Source organism: Cellulomonas sp. P5_C5 (assembly GCF_054049655.1).
Genome location: NZ_JBFULY010000004.1, coordinates 243491 through 261862, shown reverse-complemented (window position 1 = coordinate 261862; position 18372 = coordinate 243491). Strand labels below are relative to the sequence as shown.

Genomic DNA, 18372 nt, shown 5'->3' with positions numbered 1-18372 from the left:
CACTGTCCCGAGGGAGGTGCGGTGGCCGACTACGACGTCGTGGTCGTCGGGTCCGGGTTCGGCGGGTCCGTCGCCGCGCTGCGGCTCGTCGAGAAGGGCTACCGCGTCCTGGTGCTCGAGGCGGGTCGCCGGTTCACCGACGAGACGCTGCCGCGGACGTCGTGGGACGTCAGCCGGTTCCTGTGGGCCCCGCGCCTCGGCTGGCTCGGCATCCAGCGCATCCACGTGCTGCCCGACGTGGTGGTGCTGGCGGGCGCGGGCGTCGGGGGCGGGTCGCTCAACTACGCGAACACGCTCTACCGGCCGACGTCCGACGCCTTCTACCGCGACCCCCAGTGGTCGGGCATCACCGACTGGCGCGCGGAGCTGGCGCCCTTCTACGACCAGGCGAGCCGCATGCTCGGCGTCGTCGACAACCCGACGTGCACGCCCGCGGACGAGGTCGTGCGCAGGACGGCCGAGGACCTGGGCGTCGGGCACACGTTCCGGCTCGCCCCCGTCGGCGTGGTGTTCGGGCCGCCCGGCGCGGTGGTGCCGGACCCCTTCTTCGGTGGCGCGGGGCCGTCGCGCCGCGGGTGCCTGGAGTGCGGCGAGTGCATGACCGGCTGCCGGCACGGCGCGAAGAACACGTTGCCGACGAACTACCTGTACCTGGCGGAGCGGTCGGGTGCGCGCGTGGTCGCCGAGACGACGGTGACGTCGATCCGCCCGCGCGGCCAGGAGTGGGAGGTGCGGACGACGCGGACGGGGCGGCGCGGCGGAGACCGGACCGTGACCGCCGGTCAGGTGGTGGTGGCCGCGGGCACGTGGGGAACGCAGGAGCTCCTGCACCGGATGAAGGCGACCGGCACCCTGCCCGGGCTGTCCGACCGGCTCGGCGTGCTCACGCGCACCAACAGCGAGTCGCTCGGCGGGGCGGCGACGCGCTGGCGCGGCTGGCGACGGCGCCCGGACATGACGCGCGGGGTCGCCATCACGTCCTCGGTCCACCTCGACGACCACACCCACCTCGAACCCGTGCGCTACGGGCGGGGGTCCCAGCTCATGGGCCTGCTGAGCACGGTGCTCACCGACGGCGGCGGGCGGGTGCCACGTCCGGTGCGCTGGCTGGGTACCGCGCTGCGGCACCCGGGGCAGGTCGCCTCGATCGTGCTCGGTCTGGGCAGCTGGTCGCAGCGCACGGTCATCGGCCTGGTGATGCAGACGGGCGGTGCCTCGATCACCGTGCGGCCGCGCCGGACCTGGCGCGGCGCCACGCGGTTGACGTCGGCGCCGGGTGAGGGCGAGCCCAACCCGACGTGGATCCCGGCCGCGAACGCCGCCTACCGGCGGATGGCGGTCCACCTCGGCGGCTTCGCGGCGAGCAGCCTCGGTGAGGTCGCCGACGTGCCCATGACGGCGCACTTCCTGGGCGGCTGCACGATCGGCAGGTCGGCCGCCGAGGGGGTCGTCGACCCGTACCACCGGGTCTTCGGGCACCCCGGGCTGCACGTCGTCGACGGGTCGACGGTCTCCGCGAACCTCGGCGTGAACCCGTCGCTGACCATCACCGCCCAGGCCGAGCGCGCGTTCGCGCTGTGGCCCAACGCAGGCGAGCCCGATCCCCGGCCGGCGCCGGGGGAGCCGTACGTGCGGCTGGCGCCCGTGCGTCCGGTGCGACCCGCGGTGCCGGCGTCGGCACCGGGGGCGCTGCGGCTGACGGTGCTCTAGCTCGTCCTCTGGGCGACGACGGGGATCATCCCCGTGCGCGGGACGTCCGCCGCCGACGCGGCGGGGACGAACTTCGGCTTGCGTCCGGGGCGGCCGCGCTCGCGGCGCATCTCGATGCCGGCGAGGGTGGTCGCGCGCCACACGGCGCCGCCGTTCAGCCGCCCGTCGGGCTGCGGGAGCCACGGCACCTTGCGGGAGAGCCAGACCCGGATGGTCGCGTGCTCGACGCCGAGACGTTCGGCCAGACGGGCGATGTCGTAGAGGTCGTCGAGGCCGCGGACGGGCTCGGGACCGACCGGTCCGGGGGGCGTCTCAGGGGGCAATTCAGGGGGCACGGCGGCATCGTAGCCGCCCGAACCTATGAATTATGTGACGGAGCCGTAACGAGATCCTCACGAGATCTCCCCCGCCCAGAGGCCTCAAGTGTCCTGGACGGTTGTCCGATGAACTTAACGTGTTACGCGTGAGTTACAAGATTCCCTCCCGAGGTCGCGCCACGAGTGGCCGGCACGCCGCGGCGCGCCCTGCGCCGGCACGCGCAGCCAGTCGCCCCGTCCGCCTCGCGCAGGGTGGTGTGGTCGCCGCGCTCGCCCTGAGCATGTGCGTCATGGTCACCGTGTCCGCCACCGCCGGTGATGGTGGGAGCGCGTTCATCCCCGCCCTCGTCCCCGGTGCAGCCCAGGTCGAACGAGCGCGGGCCGGTGCGGTCGATGTCGCCGCCGACGCGATCGAGGTCGCGCAGACCGTGCAGGCCGAGGGCGCCCAGGTCGCCATCGACGCCGCCCAGCTCGAGGCCCTCGAGGCCGCCACCGCCCACCTCGACGAGCTCCTGGTCGAGGCGACCGGCGACGAGGCGGACGACACGACCGACACCCGCGGCGCCGCGTCCTCCCGCTCGGCCGAGCGCGAGGAGCCCGCCGCCGCGGACAGCACACCCGCCGCGACCACGGCGCCCGTCGTGCCCGCCCCCGTCGACCCGCTCGCACCCATCGACCCCGCCAGCGTGTTCGAGCAGACGCCCGCACCGGCACCCGTGCCGCTCGTCCCGCCCGCCGCCGGCAAGGAGGACGAGACGACCGCCCAGCTGCGCGAGGCCGTGGCCGCCGTCGCGACCCTCACCACCACCGTGCGGCAGAGCGCCGAGGTCAAGCGCGCGGCCGACGCCGCCGCAGCCCAGGCCGCCGCGGAGGCCGCCGCCGCCGCTGCCGCCGCGCAGGCAGCCGCCGACGCCGCCGCCCAGGCCCAGGCCGCCCAGGAGGCCCAGCGCGCGGAGTGGAAGCAGTCGCTCCTCGGGTACGCCAACGGCAAGATCCCCGACTCCGCGCTCTGCGGCGTCAGCTTCGACGCCTCCGTGCGCCTGCGCTGCGACGCGGCCGAGCAGCTCGACGTCCTGAACTCCGCGTACCGCGCGCAGTTCGGCTCCGACCTCGTGGTCAACGACTCCTACCGCTCCTACGCGGGCCAGGTCGCGTGCAAGCGCACCAAGGGATACCTGTGCGCGACGCCCGGCACGTCCAACCACGGCAGCGGCATCGCCGTCGACCTCGGCGGCGGCATCGACTCGTTCGGGACGAAGCAGCACCGGTGGATGGCCTCGCACGCGCCCGACCTCAGCTGGATCCACCCGTCGTGGGCCGAGTGGGGCGGCAGCAAGCCCGAGGCGTGGCACTGGGAGTACAGCGGCTGATCCCGGTCTGCGTGCAGATCGGACCCGCACGCCCGTCGCGGCCCTACGATCGGGCGCATGAGCACCTCGGCCGAGCCGGGGCGGACATGGCCCCTGGTGGGCCGTGCCGCCGAGCTCGACGACCTCGACGACCTGTTGTCGACGGCCGCCGACGGGGTGGGCGTCACCGTCCTTCTCGAGGGCGAGGCCGGGGTCGGCAAGACCAGCCTGGTCGACGCCCTGCGCGGCTCCGCGCGGCTCCTCGACGTCGAGCTGCGGACCGCCCAGGCGACGGCCCTGCGCGGCTGGCCGTTCGCGCTGCTGTCGGACGCACTCCTCGTGCGGTCCTCCGCCGCCGCCGGTCACGGGCCCGGGCGCAGCCCCGTCGAGACCGAGCTCGCTGACCTGCTCGACGCGATCTACGCCGACCCGGTCCGCTCGGGAGCCCGGTACGACCGCGCCGCGGAGCTGTTCGCGGCCCTCCTGCGCCGCCACGGTGACCTCCGGCCGTGGGCCCTCGTGCTCGAAGACGTGCACGAGGCGGACGCCCCCTCGCTCGCCGTCCTGCTCCAGCTGGCACGGGAGGGCGCCGTGCCGCGCGCGCTCGTCGTGCTCACGATGCGGCCCGTGCCGTACCGACCCGAGCTGGCCGAGCTCGTCGCCGCGTGGACCCGCGCCGGAGCCCGGTACCTCGAGCTGCGCCCGCTCAACGCGCGGGCGACCGTCGAGCTGGCCGAGAACCTCGTCGGCGGCCCCGTCGGACCCTCGCTGCGGGGCACGCTCGCGACCACCGGCGGCAACCCGCGGCTGGTCGCGGACGTCGTGCGCACCGCGCGCGCCGCGGGTGCGCTGGTCGCGTCCGACGGCGTGCTCGACTCCACCRGGACCCGCTGGATGACCCCGCTCGACGAGGTGGTCCGTCGCCGCGTCGAGTACCTGGGCGCCGACGTGCTCGCCCTGCTCGGCCAGGCTTCGGTGCTGGGCACGTCGTTCGTCATCGCCGACCTCGCCTCGCTGTCGGGTGACCCCGTCGCGGACTGCTGGCGCACCCTGCGGCACGGCCTGGCCGCCGGCGTGGTCCGCGCTCGCGGCGACCGGCTCGTGTTCGGGCACGACCTGGTGCGCGAGGCGCTCTACAACGGCCTCGAACCCGACGAGCGGCGCGCCCTGCACGCGCGTGCCGCGTGGGCCCTGCGACAGGCCGGCGCGCCGACGCAGATCGTCACCGGGCACCTCGAACGCGCGCGCTGAGCCTGCAGTCTGCCTAGCGTGGGGGATGCGGGCGTCTGCCCGCTCCGCCCACAGCAAAGGAGCACCATGTCCACGCGCACCGCTCGGACCGCCTGGAACGGCACCCTGATGGAGGGCAGCGGGCAGGTCGAGCTCACCAGCTCCGGCGCCGGCACGTTCGACGTCTCGTTCCCGAAGCGGACCGCCGAGGAGGCGGGTGGCACGACGAGCCCCGAGGAGCTCATCGCGGCTGCCCACACGTCCTGCTTCGCCATGCAGCTCTCCGCCGTGATCGCCGACGCCGGCGGCACCCCCATCGCCCTCGAGGTCAGCGCGGACGTGACGCTGCGTCCCGACCCGGCGGGCGGCCTGCACATCACCACGATCGCCCTGACCGTCCGCGGCGAGGTCGACGGGCTGGACGCCGACGGCTTCCGCGCCGCCGCGGAGAACGCCAAGGCCACCTGCCCGGTGAGCAAGGCGCTGACCGGCACGGAGATCACGCTGGACGCGTCCCTGGCCTGATCCCTCCGCGACGTCCGCACTCGACAGGGTTCGACCCCGTCCGAGTGCGGACGTTCGCGTCTCCCGGCACAGCGGGAGGGTGGGGTCAGCGTGCGGCGGCCGCGAGCGTTCCCGTGACCTGGCCGTCGGGCGAGGAGACGAAGCACATGATCTCGCGGTCGCCMCCGGCCCAGGACTCCTGCGTCGGGTAGAAGGACGCGAGGTCGAGGGCCGACTCGTCGTACGACAGGCCGATGAACGTCGCGAACTCGTCGTAGCAGTACGTGTCGGCCGACTCGGTGACGGACGCGTCGCCCGGGTAGTCACCCTCGGGCAGGTCGGTCGCCGCGTAGGCCTCGCTGTCGTGCGGCTCGGCGCACGGGACGGTCGGCACGGAGGAGACCTCTGTCTCCTCTTCGCTCGCCGCCTGGTTGAGGCAGTCGCCCACCTTCAGCGAGAACACGTCGGCCTCGCTGGACTCGGTGATCTCGCCCGACGTCTCGTCGCGGACGGGCGGGTCCGCCTGGTCGAGGACGCTGCAGCCGGAGACGCCGGCGAGGGCTGCGGCCAGGAGGACGGGGGCCGCGACGCGGTAGGTGAAGGAGCGCATCATCTTCTTCTCGTTCGGGGAGGGCCCACCGATCGGCGGGCCCGCGAGACAGTAGCGACTCGAAGCGCTTACATATCGGGGCATTTCTCCCGAAACAGTGTGAAAACGGACACACGGAACATTCCACCCTGTTGTCGCCGGGCGGTGACCACTCCCTGGCGGGGTGTGCGGGGGAGTCGGCCGCCGATGGGAGACTGCCCCCGTGGTGGCCGTGACCGAGACCGTGGCAGGGGGCGTGAGCAGCGCCGACGTCGTGCAGGCGTTGCGGTCCGCGCTGCGCGGGGCGGTCGACGACAGCACCCGCCGCCGGGCGGAGTACTCCACCGACGCGTCCAACTACCGCGTGGTCCCGCAGGTCGTCGCGTTCCCGCAGGACACCGACGACGTGCTCGCCGCGCTCGAGGTCACCCGGTCCCTGGGCGTGCCGCTGACCGCGCGGGGCGGCGGGACGTCCGTCGCGGGCAACGCGGTCGGTACCGGCGTCGTGCTCGACTTCTCGCGCCATGTGAACCGGATCCTCGACATCGACCCGGCCGCGCGGACGGCCCGCATCGAGCCCGGTGTGGTGATGGCGAGCCTGCAGAAGGCCGCCGCGCCGCACGGCCTGCGGTTCGGTCCCGACCCGTCGACACAGGCCCGCGCGACGCTCGGCGGGATGATCGGCAACAACGCGTGCGGCCCCCGCGCGGTCGCGTACGGGCGCACCGCCGACAACGTGCTCGCGCTCGACGTGGTGGACGGCACGGGCCGACGGTTCGAGGCGCGTTCCGGGGCGGGCGCGCTCGACGTCGTGCCGGGTCTCGACGCCCTCGTCCGCGGGCACCTCGACATCCTGCGGACCGAGCTCGGACGGTTCGGCCGGCAGGTCTCCGGCTACTCCCTGGAGCACCTGCTGCCCGAGAAGGGCACCGACCTGGCCAAGGCGCTGGTCGGCACCGAGGGGACCGTTGCGACTCTGCTCGGCGCCACCGTCCGCCTGGTCCCGGTCGCGGCGGCACCCGTGCTCGTCGTCCTCGGCTACCCGGACATGCCCACGGCCGCCGACGCCGTCCCGGCGCTGCTCGCGCACGCCCCGCTGGCGATCGAGGGCATGGACTCCCGGCTGGTCGACGTGGTGCGCCGCGTCCGCGGTGCCGCTGCGGTGCCGCCCCTGCCGGCCGGGGGCGGCTGGCTCATGGTGGAGGTCGGCGGGGACTCGCTGGACGAGGCTCTCGACCGGGCGCGCGCGCTGGCCGCCGACGCGCAGACCGCCGCCGTCGGGCTCTTCCCGCCCGGTCCGGAGGCTGCCGCGATGTGGCGGATCCGGGAGGACGGCGCCGGCCTCGGTGGGCGGACGCCCTCGGGCGAGCAGGCGTGGCCCGGGTTCGAGGACTCGGCGGTGCCGCCCGAGCGGCTGGGTGCGTACCTGCGCGAGCTCGAGGCGCTCATGGCGTCGCACGGGGTCGACGGCCTCGCGTACGGGCACTTCGGCGACGGGTGCGTGCACCTGCGCCTCGACATCCCGCTGGAGCGGTCCGGCAACCCGCTGCGCGCGTTCATGACGGACGCCGCGACGCTCGTCGCCTCCCACGGCGGCTCGCTGTCCGGGGAGCACGGCGACGGTCGCGCGCGCTCCGAGCTGCTCCCGGTCATGTACTCGGCGAAGGCGATCGACCTGTTCGGCGCCTTCAAGGACCTCCTCGACCCGCGCGACCTGCTCAACCCCGGGGTGCTCGTGCGCCCGAGCCCGCTCGATGCCGACCTGCGCCGTCCGTGGGCCCGGCCGCTGCTCTCCGACGGGCACGGCTTCTCGTTCGCTCACGACGCCGGGGACCTCACGACCGCGCTGCACCGCTGCGTCGGCGTCGGCAAGTGCCGGGCGGACAGCACCGCGACCGGTGGCTTCATGTGCCCGTCGTACCTGGCGACGAAGGACGAGAAGGACTCCACGCGCGGCCGCGCGCGGGTGCTGCAGGAGATGGCGAACGGCACGCTCGTGTCGGGCGGCTGGGCCTCGCCCGAGGTGCACGACTCCCTCGACCTGTGCCTGTCCTGCAAGGCGTGCTCGTCGGACTGCCCCGCGGGCGTCGACATGGCTCAGTACAAGTCCGAGGTGCTGCACCGTACATATCGAGGGAAGCTCCGCCCGGTGTCGCACTACGCGCTCGGGTGGCTGCCCCGGTGGGCACGGCTGATCACCGGGGTCCCAGGGCTCGCGGCGCTGACCAACGCGGTCCTCGGCATCCGCCCCGTCGCGAAGGTGGTCCTCGCCGGTGGCGGGATGGACACCCGCCGCCAGATGGTGACGTTCGCCCGGCAGCCGTTCCGCACGTGGGTGCGCGGCGAGGGTCGAGACGCCGTCACGCTGACTCACAGCGTCCGAGGAAGTGAGCGCCAGAGCGACCAGGTGCGCGGACGCAACGAGATCGAGACCGGCGACGTCCGAGCGAGTGAGCGCCCCGGCGACCAGTTCCTCGGACGTTCCGGCAAGGGGACGGGTGGTTCCGCCGGCAAGAAGCCGYGCGTGGTGCTGTGGACCGACTCGTTCTCGGACACCCTCGCCCCGTCCGTCGCGCAGGCCGCTGTCGCGGTGCTCACCGACGCCGGCTACGAGGTGCTGATCCCGCAGGACGGCGCGTGCTGCGGGCTCACCTGGATCAGCACCGGCCAGCTCGACGGCGCCCGGAAGCAGCTGACCCGCCTGCTGGGCGTGCTCGGGCCCTTCGCCGTCAACGGGATCCCGATCGTCGGGCTCGAGCCGTCGTGCACCGCCGTCCTGCGCTCCGACCTGCTCGACCTCCTGCCCGACGACCCCCGCGCGGTGGCGGTCGCCCGCGAGACCCGCACGCTCGCGGAGCTGCTCACCGCGCCCGCCCCCATCGGCCCCGGCGACCGCTGGCAGGTGCCGGACCTCTCCGACGTGACCGCCGTCGTGCAGCCGCACTGCCACCACTACTCCGTGATGACGTGGACCGCCGACCGCCGGCTGCTCACCGACGCCGGTGCGCAGTTCTCGGCGCTCGCGGGCTGCTGCGGGCTGGCCGGCAACTTCGGCATGGAGAAGGGCCACTACGACGTGTCCGTCGCGGTCGCGGAGAACGCCCTGCTCCCGGCGCTGCGCGCCGCCGCTCCCGGGGACGTCTACCTGGCCGACGGCTTCTCGTGCCGGACGCAGGCCGACCACCTGGCCGGCGTGCAGGGCGTGCACCTCGCCGAGCTCCTGGCGGCGCACCTGCCCGCCCGTCATGCCGCGACACCGGCCTAGGCTGGCCGCATGCTCGTCGCCTTCTCCGTCGCCCCGCTCGGTGCGGGCGAGTCCGTCACCGCCGCCGTCGCCGATGCCGTGCGCATCGTCCGCGAGTCCGGGCTCCCCAACCGCACCGACGCCATGTTCACCACCCTCGAGGGCGAGTGGGACGAGGTGATGGACGTCGTGAAGCGCGCGACCGAGGCGGTCGGCCGGCACGGCGGCCGGGTCAGCCTGGTGCTCAAGGCGGACATCCGCCCCGGGCACACCGGTGAGCTCACCGGCAAGGTCGAGCGGGTCGAGGCCGCGCTGACCACGTTCGAGTGATGTGACCGATCTCGTCCAGGCACACCGTGCGGACGGGCTGACGGGCTGACCGTGCTGTGGGACAGTGTGGTCGCACGTGTGCCGGTCGGGGCGCGCGGGTGAACACACGGACGCGCAGCTGGCGGCGGCGTGCCCAGGAAGGCCGGGACTGATGCCTCTCTTCGAGCTCGACGACGGCCGACCGCGCCTCGTCCAGCCGATGCAGCCCCTGACCGGATCGTTCGCGCAGGAGTGCGCCTCGCTCCTGAGCCACCACCTCGCCGCGATCGCCGGTGAGCCCCTGTTCGCGGTCCGTTCCCGGACCAACGCCCCCGACCACGCCGACCTGCCCGAGCTGCTCGCCCTGGACGCCACGGGACGTGCCGTCGTGGTCGACGTCGTGCAGGTCGTCGACGACGACGCCGTCATCTCCGCGCTCCGGCACGCCGGCGCGGCGTCCCGGATGACGACGACGGACCTGGCGCGCGCCTACCACCCGGACCCCAGCCGGTTCGCGGTCGACTTCGCGGCGTTCCGGGAGCAGGCGGCGTTCGGCACGCAGTCCAGCCGCCGTGAGGGTGTCCGCCTGGTGCTGCTCTGCTCGGAGGTCGCCGCCGAGGCCGGAGACACGCTCGGCTTCCTGCGCGGCCCCGGCCGGCACGTCGACGTGCTGCAGGTCGGCGTGGTGCGCGGGGTGGACGACCGGCGGCTCCTGGACGTCTCGCCGCTGGCGACGCACGAGGGGGCGCGCCGCTCCGTCGAGCCCACCGCGCTGCGGCTGGTCCGGTCGAGCGAGGGATTCGCGGGGGGCGCTCAGTTCGAGTCGCACGTCCCGCCCACGCCGCACGTGCGCACTCCCGCCACGGGCGAGCTGCGCGCCGTGACACCGCCGATGGCCACGCCCGCGGTGCCCGCACCGACCCCGCTGCGTGCGCCGACGACGGCGCCGATCCCGCAGGCGACGCCTCGGCCGGCTCCTCGCCCGACGCAGGCGTCCACGCCGACCGCGACCCCGGCCCCGGAACCCGAGCCGGCGCCCGCTCCGAAGCCGACCCCCGCCCCCGTCCTGCAGCCGGCGGCGGACAAGCCGCGGGTGTCGTCGACGATCCACGACGCGCCCACCACCCTGACCCCGGTGCTCGGGCTGCGGGCCGCCGCCGACCAGGTCGTCCCGCGCACGCCGCCTCGCGACCGCACGGACCAGGTGACCGGCCCCCGGCCGTTCGCACCCCTGCCCGCCGCGCTGCCCATCTCCTCGAGCTTCCCGACGACGAACCCGCCTCCGCCGCCCGCGCCGAGCCCGCCCCCGCGGAGCCCGGCGCCGCCGCCGCAGGCCGGACCGGAGACCACCAAGGAGATCGCGCCGATCCGCGAGCCCTGGTCCGACGGCGGCCCGAGCGCGCTGCCCGAGCTGGCGACCCTCGCCAAGAGCCGCCGCGCGATCACGACCCTGGTCTGGGTCCGCGAACGGCGCGGCCAGCGCCTGCTCGCGATGCTGCGCACCGACGGGCTCATCGAGCTCCCGACGGGCGAGCTGCACGCCGACCCGGACGACGCCGCGTCGGCGGCCGTGTCCGCGGAGAACCCGGTCGACGGCTGGCGCGCCTGGCGGCTGGGGGAGGGCGGCCCGACGCTCGCCGAGGCCACCGGCATCCTGCGGCCGTAGGGCCGGTCAGCCCCCAGCCGTGAGGCCGAGGCCACCGGCATCCTGCGGCCGTAGGGCCGGTCAGCCCCAGCCGTACGCGGACGACCAGCGGTCGATCTCCGCGTAGAACCGCTCGCGCACGGGTCGCGGTGACAGCGCGAGGTCATGCAGCCCGTCGCGGATCCGGACGACGGTCACGTGCGACCCCAGCTGCACCGCGCGGCGCGCCAGCAGCTCCACGTCGAGGACCACGTCGGCGTGCCGCATGTCCTCGCTCCACCGCGGGCTGATGACCGTGCGGCTCGACGCGCACATGAGGATCGGCGCCTCGATGCTCAGGCCGCGGGCCACCCGCGCATGCCCGGACATGACGGCCTGCAGCCAACCGGCCCGGACGGGGAACGACGGGGTAGGCCGCCAGGTGGTGTCGTAGGTCCACTCGCCGCCGCTGGCACTGCTCAGGGTGCGGGCGTAGTAGCCGGGGTCGATGTTGGGCAGCGGCGCCTTCGGCTGGAACCGGGCGATMCGCGCGACCGCCGGGGCGCTGATGTGCCGGAGCACGGACGACCCCTGCAGCTCGAGCCACGGGCTGTTGAGCACCAGGCCGCTGAGCTCCCCGGGGTRCCGGTTCGCCCACAGKGCCGCGACGAGCCCACCCGTCGAGTGGCCCATCACCATCACGCGGGCGCGTGCCCCGAGGTCCGCAGAGATGACGTCGAGCGACGCCTCGAGCTCCTCGTCGTAGGTCTCCAGGTTCTCGATGTACCCGGGCGTCTGGCCCGGGCGCAGGCTGCGGCCGTACTTGCGCAGGTCGAGCGCGTAGAAGGCGGCTCCGCGGGCGTGCCAGTACTCGGCGAGCCCGGTCTGGAAGAAGTAGTCGGACCAGCCGTGGACGTAGAGGATCGCGCGCGACGGCCGCAGCGGCTCGCTGCTCGGCGGTGCGTACCGGACGAGGGTCGCCACGACGTCCCCCTCGTCGTCGGGCTGCAGCACGAGCGTCCGGACCCTGTAGTCGGGCCCGAGAACGTCGTCGGCCCACTCCCCGCCGGTCAAGGCACGAGCACGATCTTGCCGAACTGGTCGCCGTCCACGAGCCGCCGCACCGCGTCGCGTGCGTCGGCCAGCGCGAACGTCGAGTCCACCAGCGGTCGCACCCCGGTGCGGGCGAGGAACGCGAGCAGGTGCCCGAGGTCGTCGCGCGTCCCCATGGTGGTGCCGACGACAGTGATCTCCTGGAAGAAGATCCGGGTGAGCTCGGCGGGCTCGGCGTCCCCGCTGGTGGCACCTGCGACGACGATCGTCCCGCCGGGCCGCACCGACCGGACCGAGTGCGACCAGGTGGCCTTCCCGACGCTCTCCAGCACCACGTCCGCCCGCGGCACGCGCGCGCCGGGCTCCACCGCGGCCGCTGCCCCGAGGGCCAGCGCGTGCGCACGGCGCTCCTCGGAACGGCTGGTCACGATCACCTCGAGCCCTGCCGCCGCCCCGAGGAGGATCGCCGCGGTGGCCAGCCCACCGCCCGCGCCCTGCACGAGGACCCGCTGCCCGGGAGTCGCGCCGCCGKACCGGAAGAGCATCCGGTAGGCGGTGAGCCAGGCGGTCGGCAGGCACGCGGCCTCGACGAACGACAGCTCGGCGGGCTTGTCGACGAGGTTCCAGGTGGGCACCGCGACCTGCTCCGCGAGCGTCCCCGGGTAGCGCTCGGACAGCAGGCTGCGCGGCTCGTCGGCCCCCACGCCGTGACCGCTCGCCCCGCCGATGACACCGTGCACGACGACCTCGCGACCGTCGGCGGTGACCCCGGCGGCGTCGGTGCCCAGGATCATCGGCAGTGCCTCAGCCCGGATCCCGACCCCGCGCAGCGTCCACACGTCGTGGTGGTTCAGCGCGGCGGCCCGCACGTCGACGACCGACCAGTTCTCCCGCGCCTCCGGAGCCGGCTGTTCACCGACCTCCAGCGCGCTGACGGGGTCGTCGGACGAGAACCGGGCGGCGTAGGCGGCGATCACCGGCCCAACGTAACCGCCGGGCGCGAGTCGTCGCGATGCAGGATGGTGTGTGTCTCCGCGGCACCCGGTCCTGACGGCCTGAGGCATCGGTGCGCCGGACGACGAGGAACGGGGGGACGGGTGATCGAGAGGACCGCGCCCGGGGTCGGGGTGTCGGACACCCTCGGGCTCGGTGGCGTGCACGTCGACCAGCTGTGGCAGACCGTCATCTCGCTGTCGCCGCTCGAGACCGCCCTGCTGCGCACGTGGCAGGTACGCCGGCTCGGGCTCGTCGCGCACGCGGGAGCGGCCTCGCTCGTCACGACGCAGTCGTACTCCCGCCTCGAGCACTCGCTCGGCCTGCTCGCCCTCGTCGCGTCCGTCGACCCCGACGACACCGTCACCCGCGCGGCCGCGCTCTTGCACGACGTCGGGCACCTGCCGTTCAGCCACACCCTCGAAGGGGTCCGTGGCCTCGATCACCACGTGCTCGGCACCGCTGCCGTGCTGACGCTCGACGGGCTCCTCGCCCGGCACGGTGTCGCGGTGTCCGACGTGCTCGCGACCGTGGAGGGCAGTCGACCGTCGGCCCTGACGCAGCGCTCAGGGCTGCTGTCGCTCGACCATCTCGACTCGTACGTGCGCAGCGGTCGGGTGCACGGCCGGGAGCACCCCGACCCGGCAGCCCTGCTCGGTCGGCTCCGCGTCGTCGACGGCGCCGTGGAGACCGATCTCGCCACGGCACAGCGCATCGTGCGACTCGTGGCCGACGAGGTCGCCTACCACTGCTCGCCTCTGAACGTGCTCGTGAACGGGATCCTGCGGCACCTCGTCGGCACCCTCCTGGACCAGGACCCGGGGCTCGACGAGCTCACGCTCGCCGCGATGACCGACGGCCAGCTCCTCGCGGCGCTGCTCGCCGGTCCCGCGACGTCGAGCGCCACGGAGCAGTTCCTCGCCGACCCGACGGCATGGCACGTGCACGCGGCGGGCGGCGGCGGTCGCACGCGGCCGCCTGGAGCGATCCGGTACGACGTGTCGCGGCTCTATCTGGCGCGGCCACTCGTGGACGGCGAAGCTCTCCCCGTGCCGGAGCCCGACCCGCGGCACGTGGAGGTCCCGGCAACCTTCTGGATCACGCCCGGTCGATGAGGTCCTGTCCTCTCGACCCGGGCTCTGGGAGCCTGGAGGGCGTGAGCAGCGCAGCCATCGGAGCGGTCGTCGCGGAGATGGACCGCGTCCGCGCGGGACTGCCGCGGCGCGACGGGCTCGGCGTGTTCATCGACGTCTACCGACAGGTCACGGCCCTGGTCGCCGAGCGGGTGACCGACGGCACGTTCGCCGACGAGGCCTTCATCGAGGATCTCGACGTGCGCTTCGCGCAGGTCTTCCTCGACGTGCCGCGGGCGCTCGCGGCCGGCCGGCCGGTGTCGAAGGCGTGGGAGCCGCTGGTCGAGCGCCGCGTGACCCGGGGCGTGCAGCCGATCCAGCTGGCCCTCGCCGGCATGAACGCGCACATCAACCACGACCTCGCGCTCGCGCTCGTCGCCACGTGCCGCGCGCGCCGCAGGGAACCGGAGTCGGGGTCGATCCACGCCGACTTCGAGAAGGTGAACGCCGTCCTGGCGGAGGTGGTGCGGCCGATCCGGCGCTCGTTCCTCGACGAGGCCGTGGTCCGCTACGGCGCCGGCGCATCGCCGCTGGTGGACCTGGTGTCGAACTTCTCCATCGACAAGGCGCGGGACGCCGCGTGGGTCTCCGGGCTGACCCTGTGGCACCTGCGCGGTGTCCCGTTCGTGCCCGCCGCGGTCCGCGACTCGCTCGCTCGGACGGTCGGTCTGGTGAGCCGGCAGCTGCTGACCGTGGTCGAGCTGGACTAGAGGATCGGCAGCATCCGTCCGAGGTCGGGCACCCCGTCGGACGTGTAGCGGGGCTGCAGCGCGACGGCCAGCAGATCGACGTCGTACGCCTGCCGTCCCGCCGCGAGCCGGACCCACAGGCGGGCGTCGGCGATCTCGAGGCTCCAGCCGCCGCGTGCGACGACGATGTCGAGGAGGGCGTCGGCCACCAGCGCCAGAGCGCCGGGGTCGACGGGGTCCGGGCCGCGCGGCACCGACCGCGCGAGGTCGTCGGCGTGCACCACCAGCTCCAGCACGCGCGACACGGTCATGGTGCTGAGCAGCACGGGACCGCGGCGGGCCTGCACGACGAGGTCCTCGGGACCCAGCTCGTCGAGCCGCGCGAACGCTGCCCGGGCGCGGGCGTCGACCTCCGCGACCGGGTCGTGCGCGATGTCCACCGCCAGCTGACGGGTGGTCTCCGCGATGTCCTCGGCGCGGGCGACGTACGTCCCGACGTACTCGCCGAACGTGTACGGAACCGTGCCGTCGGGCAGCGGCACGCACACCGCGAGCGCCTCCATCGCGCGGCCCAGGTGCGCGACGAGCTCGGCGACGGTCCAGCCGTCGAGCACCGACGGCTCGTCGGCGACGTCGTCGTCGACCACGGCGGTGACCCAGGACCGCAGGCGGTCCCACTGGGCGTGCAGGGCGGTGCGGGCGTCGGCGAGGTCTCCGGAGGGCATGGCGCCCATCGTGCCGCAGGTGCTACCGCCGCGCGCCCTGCTCCAGGAACTCCTGCACGTAGGCCCCCACCAGGTCCTCCTCGATGAGGAAGCCGTCGTGGCCGTAGTCCGAGTGGATGGTGCGGAGCGAGGAGTCGGGGATCCCGGCCGCGATGCGCTCGGACTGGGCGGGCGGGAACAGGCGGTCGGAGTCCACCGCGATCACGAGCGCGCGCGCGGTGACCGACGCCAGCGCGGCGCTGACGCCCCCGCGGTCGCGGCCGAGGTCGTGCGTGACCATCGTCCGCGTGAGCACCACGTAGGTGTTGGCGTCGAACCGACGGCTCAGCTTGTCGCCGTGGTGGTCCAGGTACGACTGCACCGCGAACCGCCCGCCTTCCAGCGGCTGCTCGCCGCCCTGCGGGATGCGCCCGAACCGCTCGTCCAGCTCCTTGGCGCTCCGGTAGGTCTGGTGCGCGATCTGCCGGGCCAGGCCGAGCCCGACGTGCGGGCCGTCGCCGTCGGCGGCGTCGTAGTAGTCGCCCTCGCGGTACCGGGGGTCGGCGCGGATCGCGGCCAGCTGCGTGTGGAACCCGGCGATCTGGTCGCCGGACGTCTGCGCGGCGGTCGCGATCGCGGCGATGCCCTCGACGCGCTCGGGAGCGCTCGCCGCCCACTCCAGCACCCGCAGGCCGCCCAGCGAGGCGCCGATGACGAGGGACCACGCGTCGATGCCGAGCAGGTCGGACAGGCGGATCTCGGCGGCGACCTGGTCGCGGACGGTCAGCAGGGGGAACCGGCTGCCCCAGGGCAACCCGTCGGGCCCCGGCGACGCCGGCCCCGTGGAGCCCTGACAGCCGCCGAGGACGTTGGGTGCGACAACGAACCAGCGGTCCGTGTCGATCGGTGCCCCCGGTCCGACCATCGACGACCACCAGCCGGGTGTCGGGTGCCCGTCGCCGGCCTCGCCGGTCACGTGCGAGTCCCCGGTCAGCGCGTGCAGCACGAGCACCGCGTTGGTGCCGTCCTCGTTCAGCTCGCCCCACGTCTCGTACGCGAGCCGCACGGCCGGCAGGCGGCCGCCGGACTCCAGCTTGAGCGGGCCGAGGTCCGCGAACTGCCGACGACCCACGGGGTCCCCCTCGTGCCAGGCGGCGCTCGCGGGGACGGGCGGCCGCTCGGTCTCGGGCGTGCGGGACCCGAGGGTGCGCGCTCGGACGGGGGACAGGGTCAGGTCGGGCACACGGTTCCCTTCGGGGTGCACCACCGGGCCGTCGGAGCGCGTGGTGCGCTCCGACGGTCCCGGCGGTGTCGTACTCATGCTCGGTCAGGCACCCTTCGCAGCGCGGAAGCCGGCGTCCAGGTCAGCCAGGATGTCATCGATGTGCTCGATGCCCACGGCGAGCCGCACCAGACCGGGGGTGACGCCGGACAGCGCCTGCTCCTCGGGCGTCAGCTGGCTGTGCGTCGTCGACGCCGGGTGGATGACGAGCGAGCGCACGTCCCCGATGTTGGCGACGTTCGAGTGCAGCTCCAGGGCGGACACGAACGCCTGCCCGGCCTCCGTGCCGCCGTCGAGCTCGAACGCGAGCACCGCACCCGCGCCGCGCGGCGAGTACTTGAGCTGCGCAGCGTGCCACGGGCTCGACTCCAGCCCGGCGTAGTGCACCGTGCCGACGTCCTCGCGCGCCTCCAGCCACTCGGCGACCTTCTGCGCGTTCTCGACGTGCCGCTCGACGCGCAGCGACAGCGTCTCGATGCCCTGCGCGATGAGGAACGCGTTGAACGGCGAGATCGCGGAGCCCAGGTCGCGCAGCAGCTGCACGCGTGCCTTGAGGATGAAGGACAGGTTGACGCCGAACGCGCCGCCGACGCCGAGGTCCCGGGCGAACACCAGGCCGTTGTAGGACGGGTCGGGGGTGTTGTAGTTGGGGAACCGCTCCGGGTGCTGCGCGAAGTCGAACGTGCCGCCGTCGACGATCACGCCGCCGATGGCCGAGCCGTGGCCGCCCAGGTACTTCGTCGCGGAGTGCACGACGATGTCGGCGCCCCACTTCAGCGGGTTGATGAGGTACGGCGTCGCGACGGTGTTGTCGACGATGAGCGGCACGCCGGACTCGTGCGCGACCCCGGCGACGAGCTCGATGTCGAGGATGTCGGCCTTCGGGTTCGGGATGGTCTCCGCGAAGAACAGCTTGGTGTTGGGCTGGACCGCGTCCCTCCACGCCTGCGCGTCGTGCGGGTCCGTGACGAACGTCGTCTGGATGCCCAGCTTGGGCAGCGTGTAGTGCAGCAGGTTGTACGTGCCGCCGTACAGCGACGGGCTGGCGACGATGTGGTCGCCGGCCTCCGCGATGTTGAGGATGGCGAGCGTCTCCGCCGCCTGGCCCGAGGAGACGAGCAGCGCGCCGACGCCGCCCTCGAGGTCCGCGATGCGGTTCTCGACGACCTCCTGCGTGGGGTTGCCGATGCGCGTGTAGATCGGGCCGAGCTCCTTGAGCGCGAACCGGTCGGCGGCCTGCTGCGCGGAGTCGAAGACGAACGACGTCGTCTGGTAGATCGGCAGCGCGCGGGCGCCCGTGGCGGGGTCCGCGGTCTGGCCGGCGTGGATCTGGCGGGTCTCGAAGTTCCAGCTCTCGTTGCTCACGGTTCAGCGCTCCGTTGTCGATAAGGGATCTATGGGACCGCGGAGGGGCTTCGGGCAGCCGACGTCCGTCCCGCGGAGGGGGTGGAGTGGCGCACGGATCGAGCCATGGCTCGGGCGGGACGTCGAGGCCGCCGTGGTGGCGACCTGCCCGCGGGCACAGCCGAGCGTGCGCTGGGTCAGCGACACATTCGGCGGGACATGGGCTGACAGTAAGCGGATCCGTCCGACAAGTGGAACTGGCGTCTCGCATCGTGGTCAGAGATCTTCTCACCAGGCG

The 18372-nt window shown here is 74.1% G+C and carries 16 protein-coding genes; 9 read left to right on the top strand and 7 right to left on the bottom strand.

The window, feature by feature from the left end:
* Nucleotides 1-21: 21 nt before the first annotated feature.
* Complete coding sequence (locus ACXJKF_RS05960) at nucleotides 22-1710, top strand: FAD-dependent oxidoreductase (RefSeq protein WP_456786807.1); 1689 nt, start codon at nucleotides 22-24, stop codon at nucleotides 1708-1710.
* On the opposite strand, the gene ACXJKF_RS05955 is transcribed toward ACXJKF_RS05960, so the two are convergent.
* The gene (locus tag ACXJKF_RS05955) at nucleotides 1707-2045 is read right to left on the bottom strand and encodes a hypothetical protein (protein WP_456786806.1); all 339 of its coding nucleotides are present in this window, start codon (nucleotides 2043-2045) and stop codon (nucleotides 1707-1709) included. The two genes, ACXJKF_RS05960 and ACXJKF_RS05955, sit on opposite strands and share 4 nt — an antisense overlap.
* A 272-nt stretch (nucleotides 2046-2317) precedes the next feature.
* Here ACXJKF_RS05955 and ACXJKF_RS05950 point away from each other — a divergent pair, with 272 nt between their 5' ends.
* From ACXJKF_RS05950 to ACXJKF_RS05940, 3 genes are all read left to right on the top strand, one after another.
* On the top strand, nucleotides 2318-3397 hold the full coding sequence (locus ACXJKF_RS05950; RefSeq protein WP_456786805.1) for a D-alanyl-D-alanine carboxypeptidase family protein: 1080 nt from the start codon (nucleotides 2318-2320) through the stop codon (nucleotides 3395-3397).
* Between the two features lie 57 nt (nucleotides 3398-3454).
* A complete protein-coding gene (locus tag ACXJKF_RS05945; RefSeq protein ID WP_456786804.1) occupies nucleotides 3455-4627 on the top strand; it encodes an AAA family ATPase in 1173 nt (390 codons plus the stop codon).
* A 66-nt stretch (nucleotides 4628-4693) separates the two neighbouring features.
* Complete coding sequence (locus ACXJKF_RS05940) at nucleotides 4694-5131, top strand: OsmC family peroxiredoxin (RefSeq protein ID WP_456786803.1); 438 nt, start codon at nucleotides 4694-4696, stop codon at nucleotides 5129-5131.
* An 85-nt stretch (nucleotides 5132-5216) separates the two neighbouring features.
* Here ACXJKF_RS05940 and ACXJKF_RS05935 read toward each other — a convergent pair whose 3' ends face one another.
* Nucleotides 5217-5723, bottom strand: coding sequence for a septum formation family protein (locus tag ACXJKF_RS05935; protein WP_456786802.1), 507 nt, complete (start codon nucleotides 5721-5723; stop codon nucleotides 5217-5219).
* A 199-nt stretch (nucleotides 5724-5922) separates the two neighbouring features.
* Here ACXJKF_RS05935 and ACXJKF_RS05930 point away from each other — a divergent pair, with 199 nt between their 5' ends.
* The 3 genes from ACXJKF_RS05930 (at nucleotide 5923) to ACXJKF_RS05920 (ending at nucleotide 10918) form a co-directional block, all read left to right on the top strand.
* On the top strand, nucleotides 5923-8964 hold the full coding sequence (locus tag ACXJKF_RS05930) for an FAD-binding and (Fe-S)-binding domain-containing protein (protein WP_456786801.1): 3042 nt from the start codon (nucleotides 5923-5925) through the stop codon (nucleotides 8962-8964).
* Between the two features lie 9 nt (nucleotides 8965-8973).
* On the top strand, nucleotides 8974-9273 hold the full coding sequence (locus tag ACXJKF_RS05925) for an MTH1187 family thiamine-binding protein (RefSeq protein ID WP_456786800.1): 300 nt from the start codon (nucleotides 8974-8976) through the stop codon (nucleotides 9271-9273).
* 151 nt (nucleotides 9274-9424) lie between these two features.
* A complete protein-coding gene (locus ACXJKF_RS05920; RefSeq protein WP_456786799.1) occupies nucleotides 9425-10918 on the top strand; it encodes a hypothetical protein in 1494 nt (497 codons plus the stop codon).
* Nucleotides 10919-10978: 60 nt separating this feature from the next.
* Here ACXJKF_RS05920 and ACXJKF_RS05915 read toward each other — a convergent pair whose 3' ends face one another.
* Nucleotides 10979-11950: an alpha/beta hydrolase gene (locus ACXJKF_RS05915; protein WP_456786798.1), complete on the bottom strand. Its 972-nt coding sequence runs from the start codon at nucleotides 11948-11950 to the stop codon at nucleotides 10979-10981.
* Complete coding sequence (locus tag ACXJKF_RS05910) at nucleotides 11947-12906, bottom strand: zinc-binding dehydrogenase (RefSeq protein ID WP_456786797.1); 960 nt, start codon at nucleotides 12904-12906, stop codon at nucleotides 11947-11949. Before ACXJKF_RS05910 ends, ACXJKF_RS05915 begins: the two co-directional genes overlap by 4 nt.
* A gap of 120 nt (nucleotides 12907-13026) precedes the next feature.
* Here ACXJKF_RS05910 and ACXJKF_RS05905 point away from each other — a divergent pair, with 120 nt between their 5' ends.
* Together ACXJKF_RS05905 and ACXJKF_RS05900 are read left to right on the top strand one after the other, a co-directional pair.
* The gene (locus ACXJKF_RS05905; protein WP_456786796.1) at nucleotides 13027-14037 is read left to right on the top strand and encodes an HD domain-containing protein; all 1011 of its coding nucleotides are present in this window, start codon (nucleotides 13027-13029) and stop codon (nucleotides 14035-14037) included.
* Nucleotides 14038-14078: 41 nt separating this feature from the next.
* Nucleotides 14079-14765 carry a DUF5995 family protein gene (locus ACXJKF_RS05900; RefSeq protein WP_456786795.1) on the top strand — a complete coding sequence of 229 codons (687 nt, stop codon included), beginning with the start codon at nucleotides 14079-14081 and terminating at the stop codon, nucleotides 14763-14765.
* Here ACXJKF_RS05900 and ACXJKF_RS05895 read toward each other — a convergent pair.
* From ACXJKF_RS05895 to ACXJKF_RS05885, 3 genes are read right to left on the bottom strand one after another with little or no spacing between them, the layout of a single operon-like run.
* Nucleotides 14762-15469: a maleylpyruvate isomerase N-terminal domain-containing protein gene (locus ACXJKF_RS05895; protein WP_456786794.1), complete on the bottom strand. Its 708-nt coding sequence runs from the start codon at nucleotides 15467-15469 to the stop codon at nucleotides 14762-14764. The two genes, ACXJKF_RS05900 and ACXJKF_RS05895, sit on opposite strands and share 4 nt — an antisense overlap.
* Nucleotides 15470-15491: 22 nt before the next feature.
* A complete protein-coding gene (gene metX / locus ACXJKF_RS05890; RefSeq protein ID WP_456786793.1) occupies nucleotides 15492-16769 on the bottom strand; it encodes a homoserine O-acetyltransferase MetX in 1278 nt (425 codons plus the stop codon).
* Between the two features lie 6 nt (nucleotides 16770-16775).
* Nucleotides 16776-18095, bottom strand: a complete 1320-nt coding sequence (locus tag ACXJKF_RS05885; protein WP_456786792.1) for a bifunctional o-acetylhomoserine/o-acetylserine sulfhydrylase — start codon at nucleotides 18093-18095, stop codon at nucleotides 16776-16778.
* Nucleotides 18096-18372: the final 277 nt, after the last annotated feature.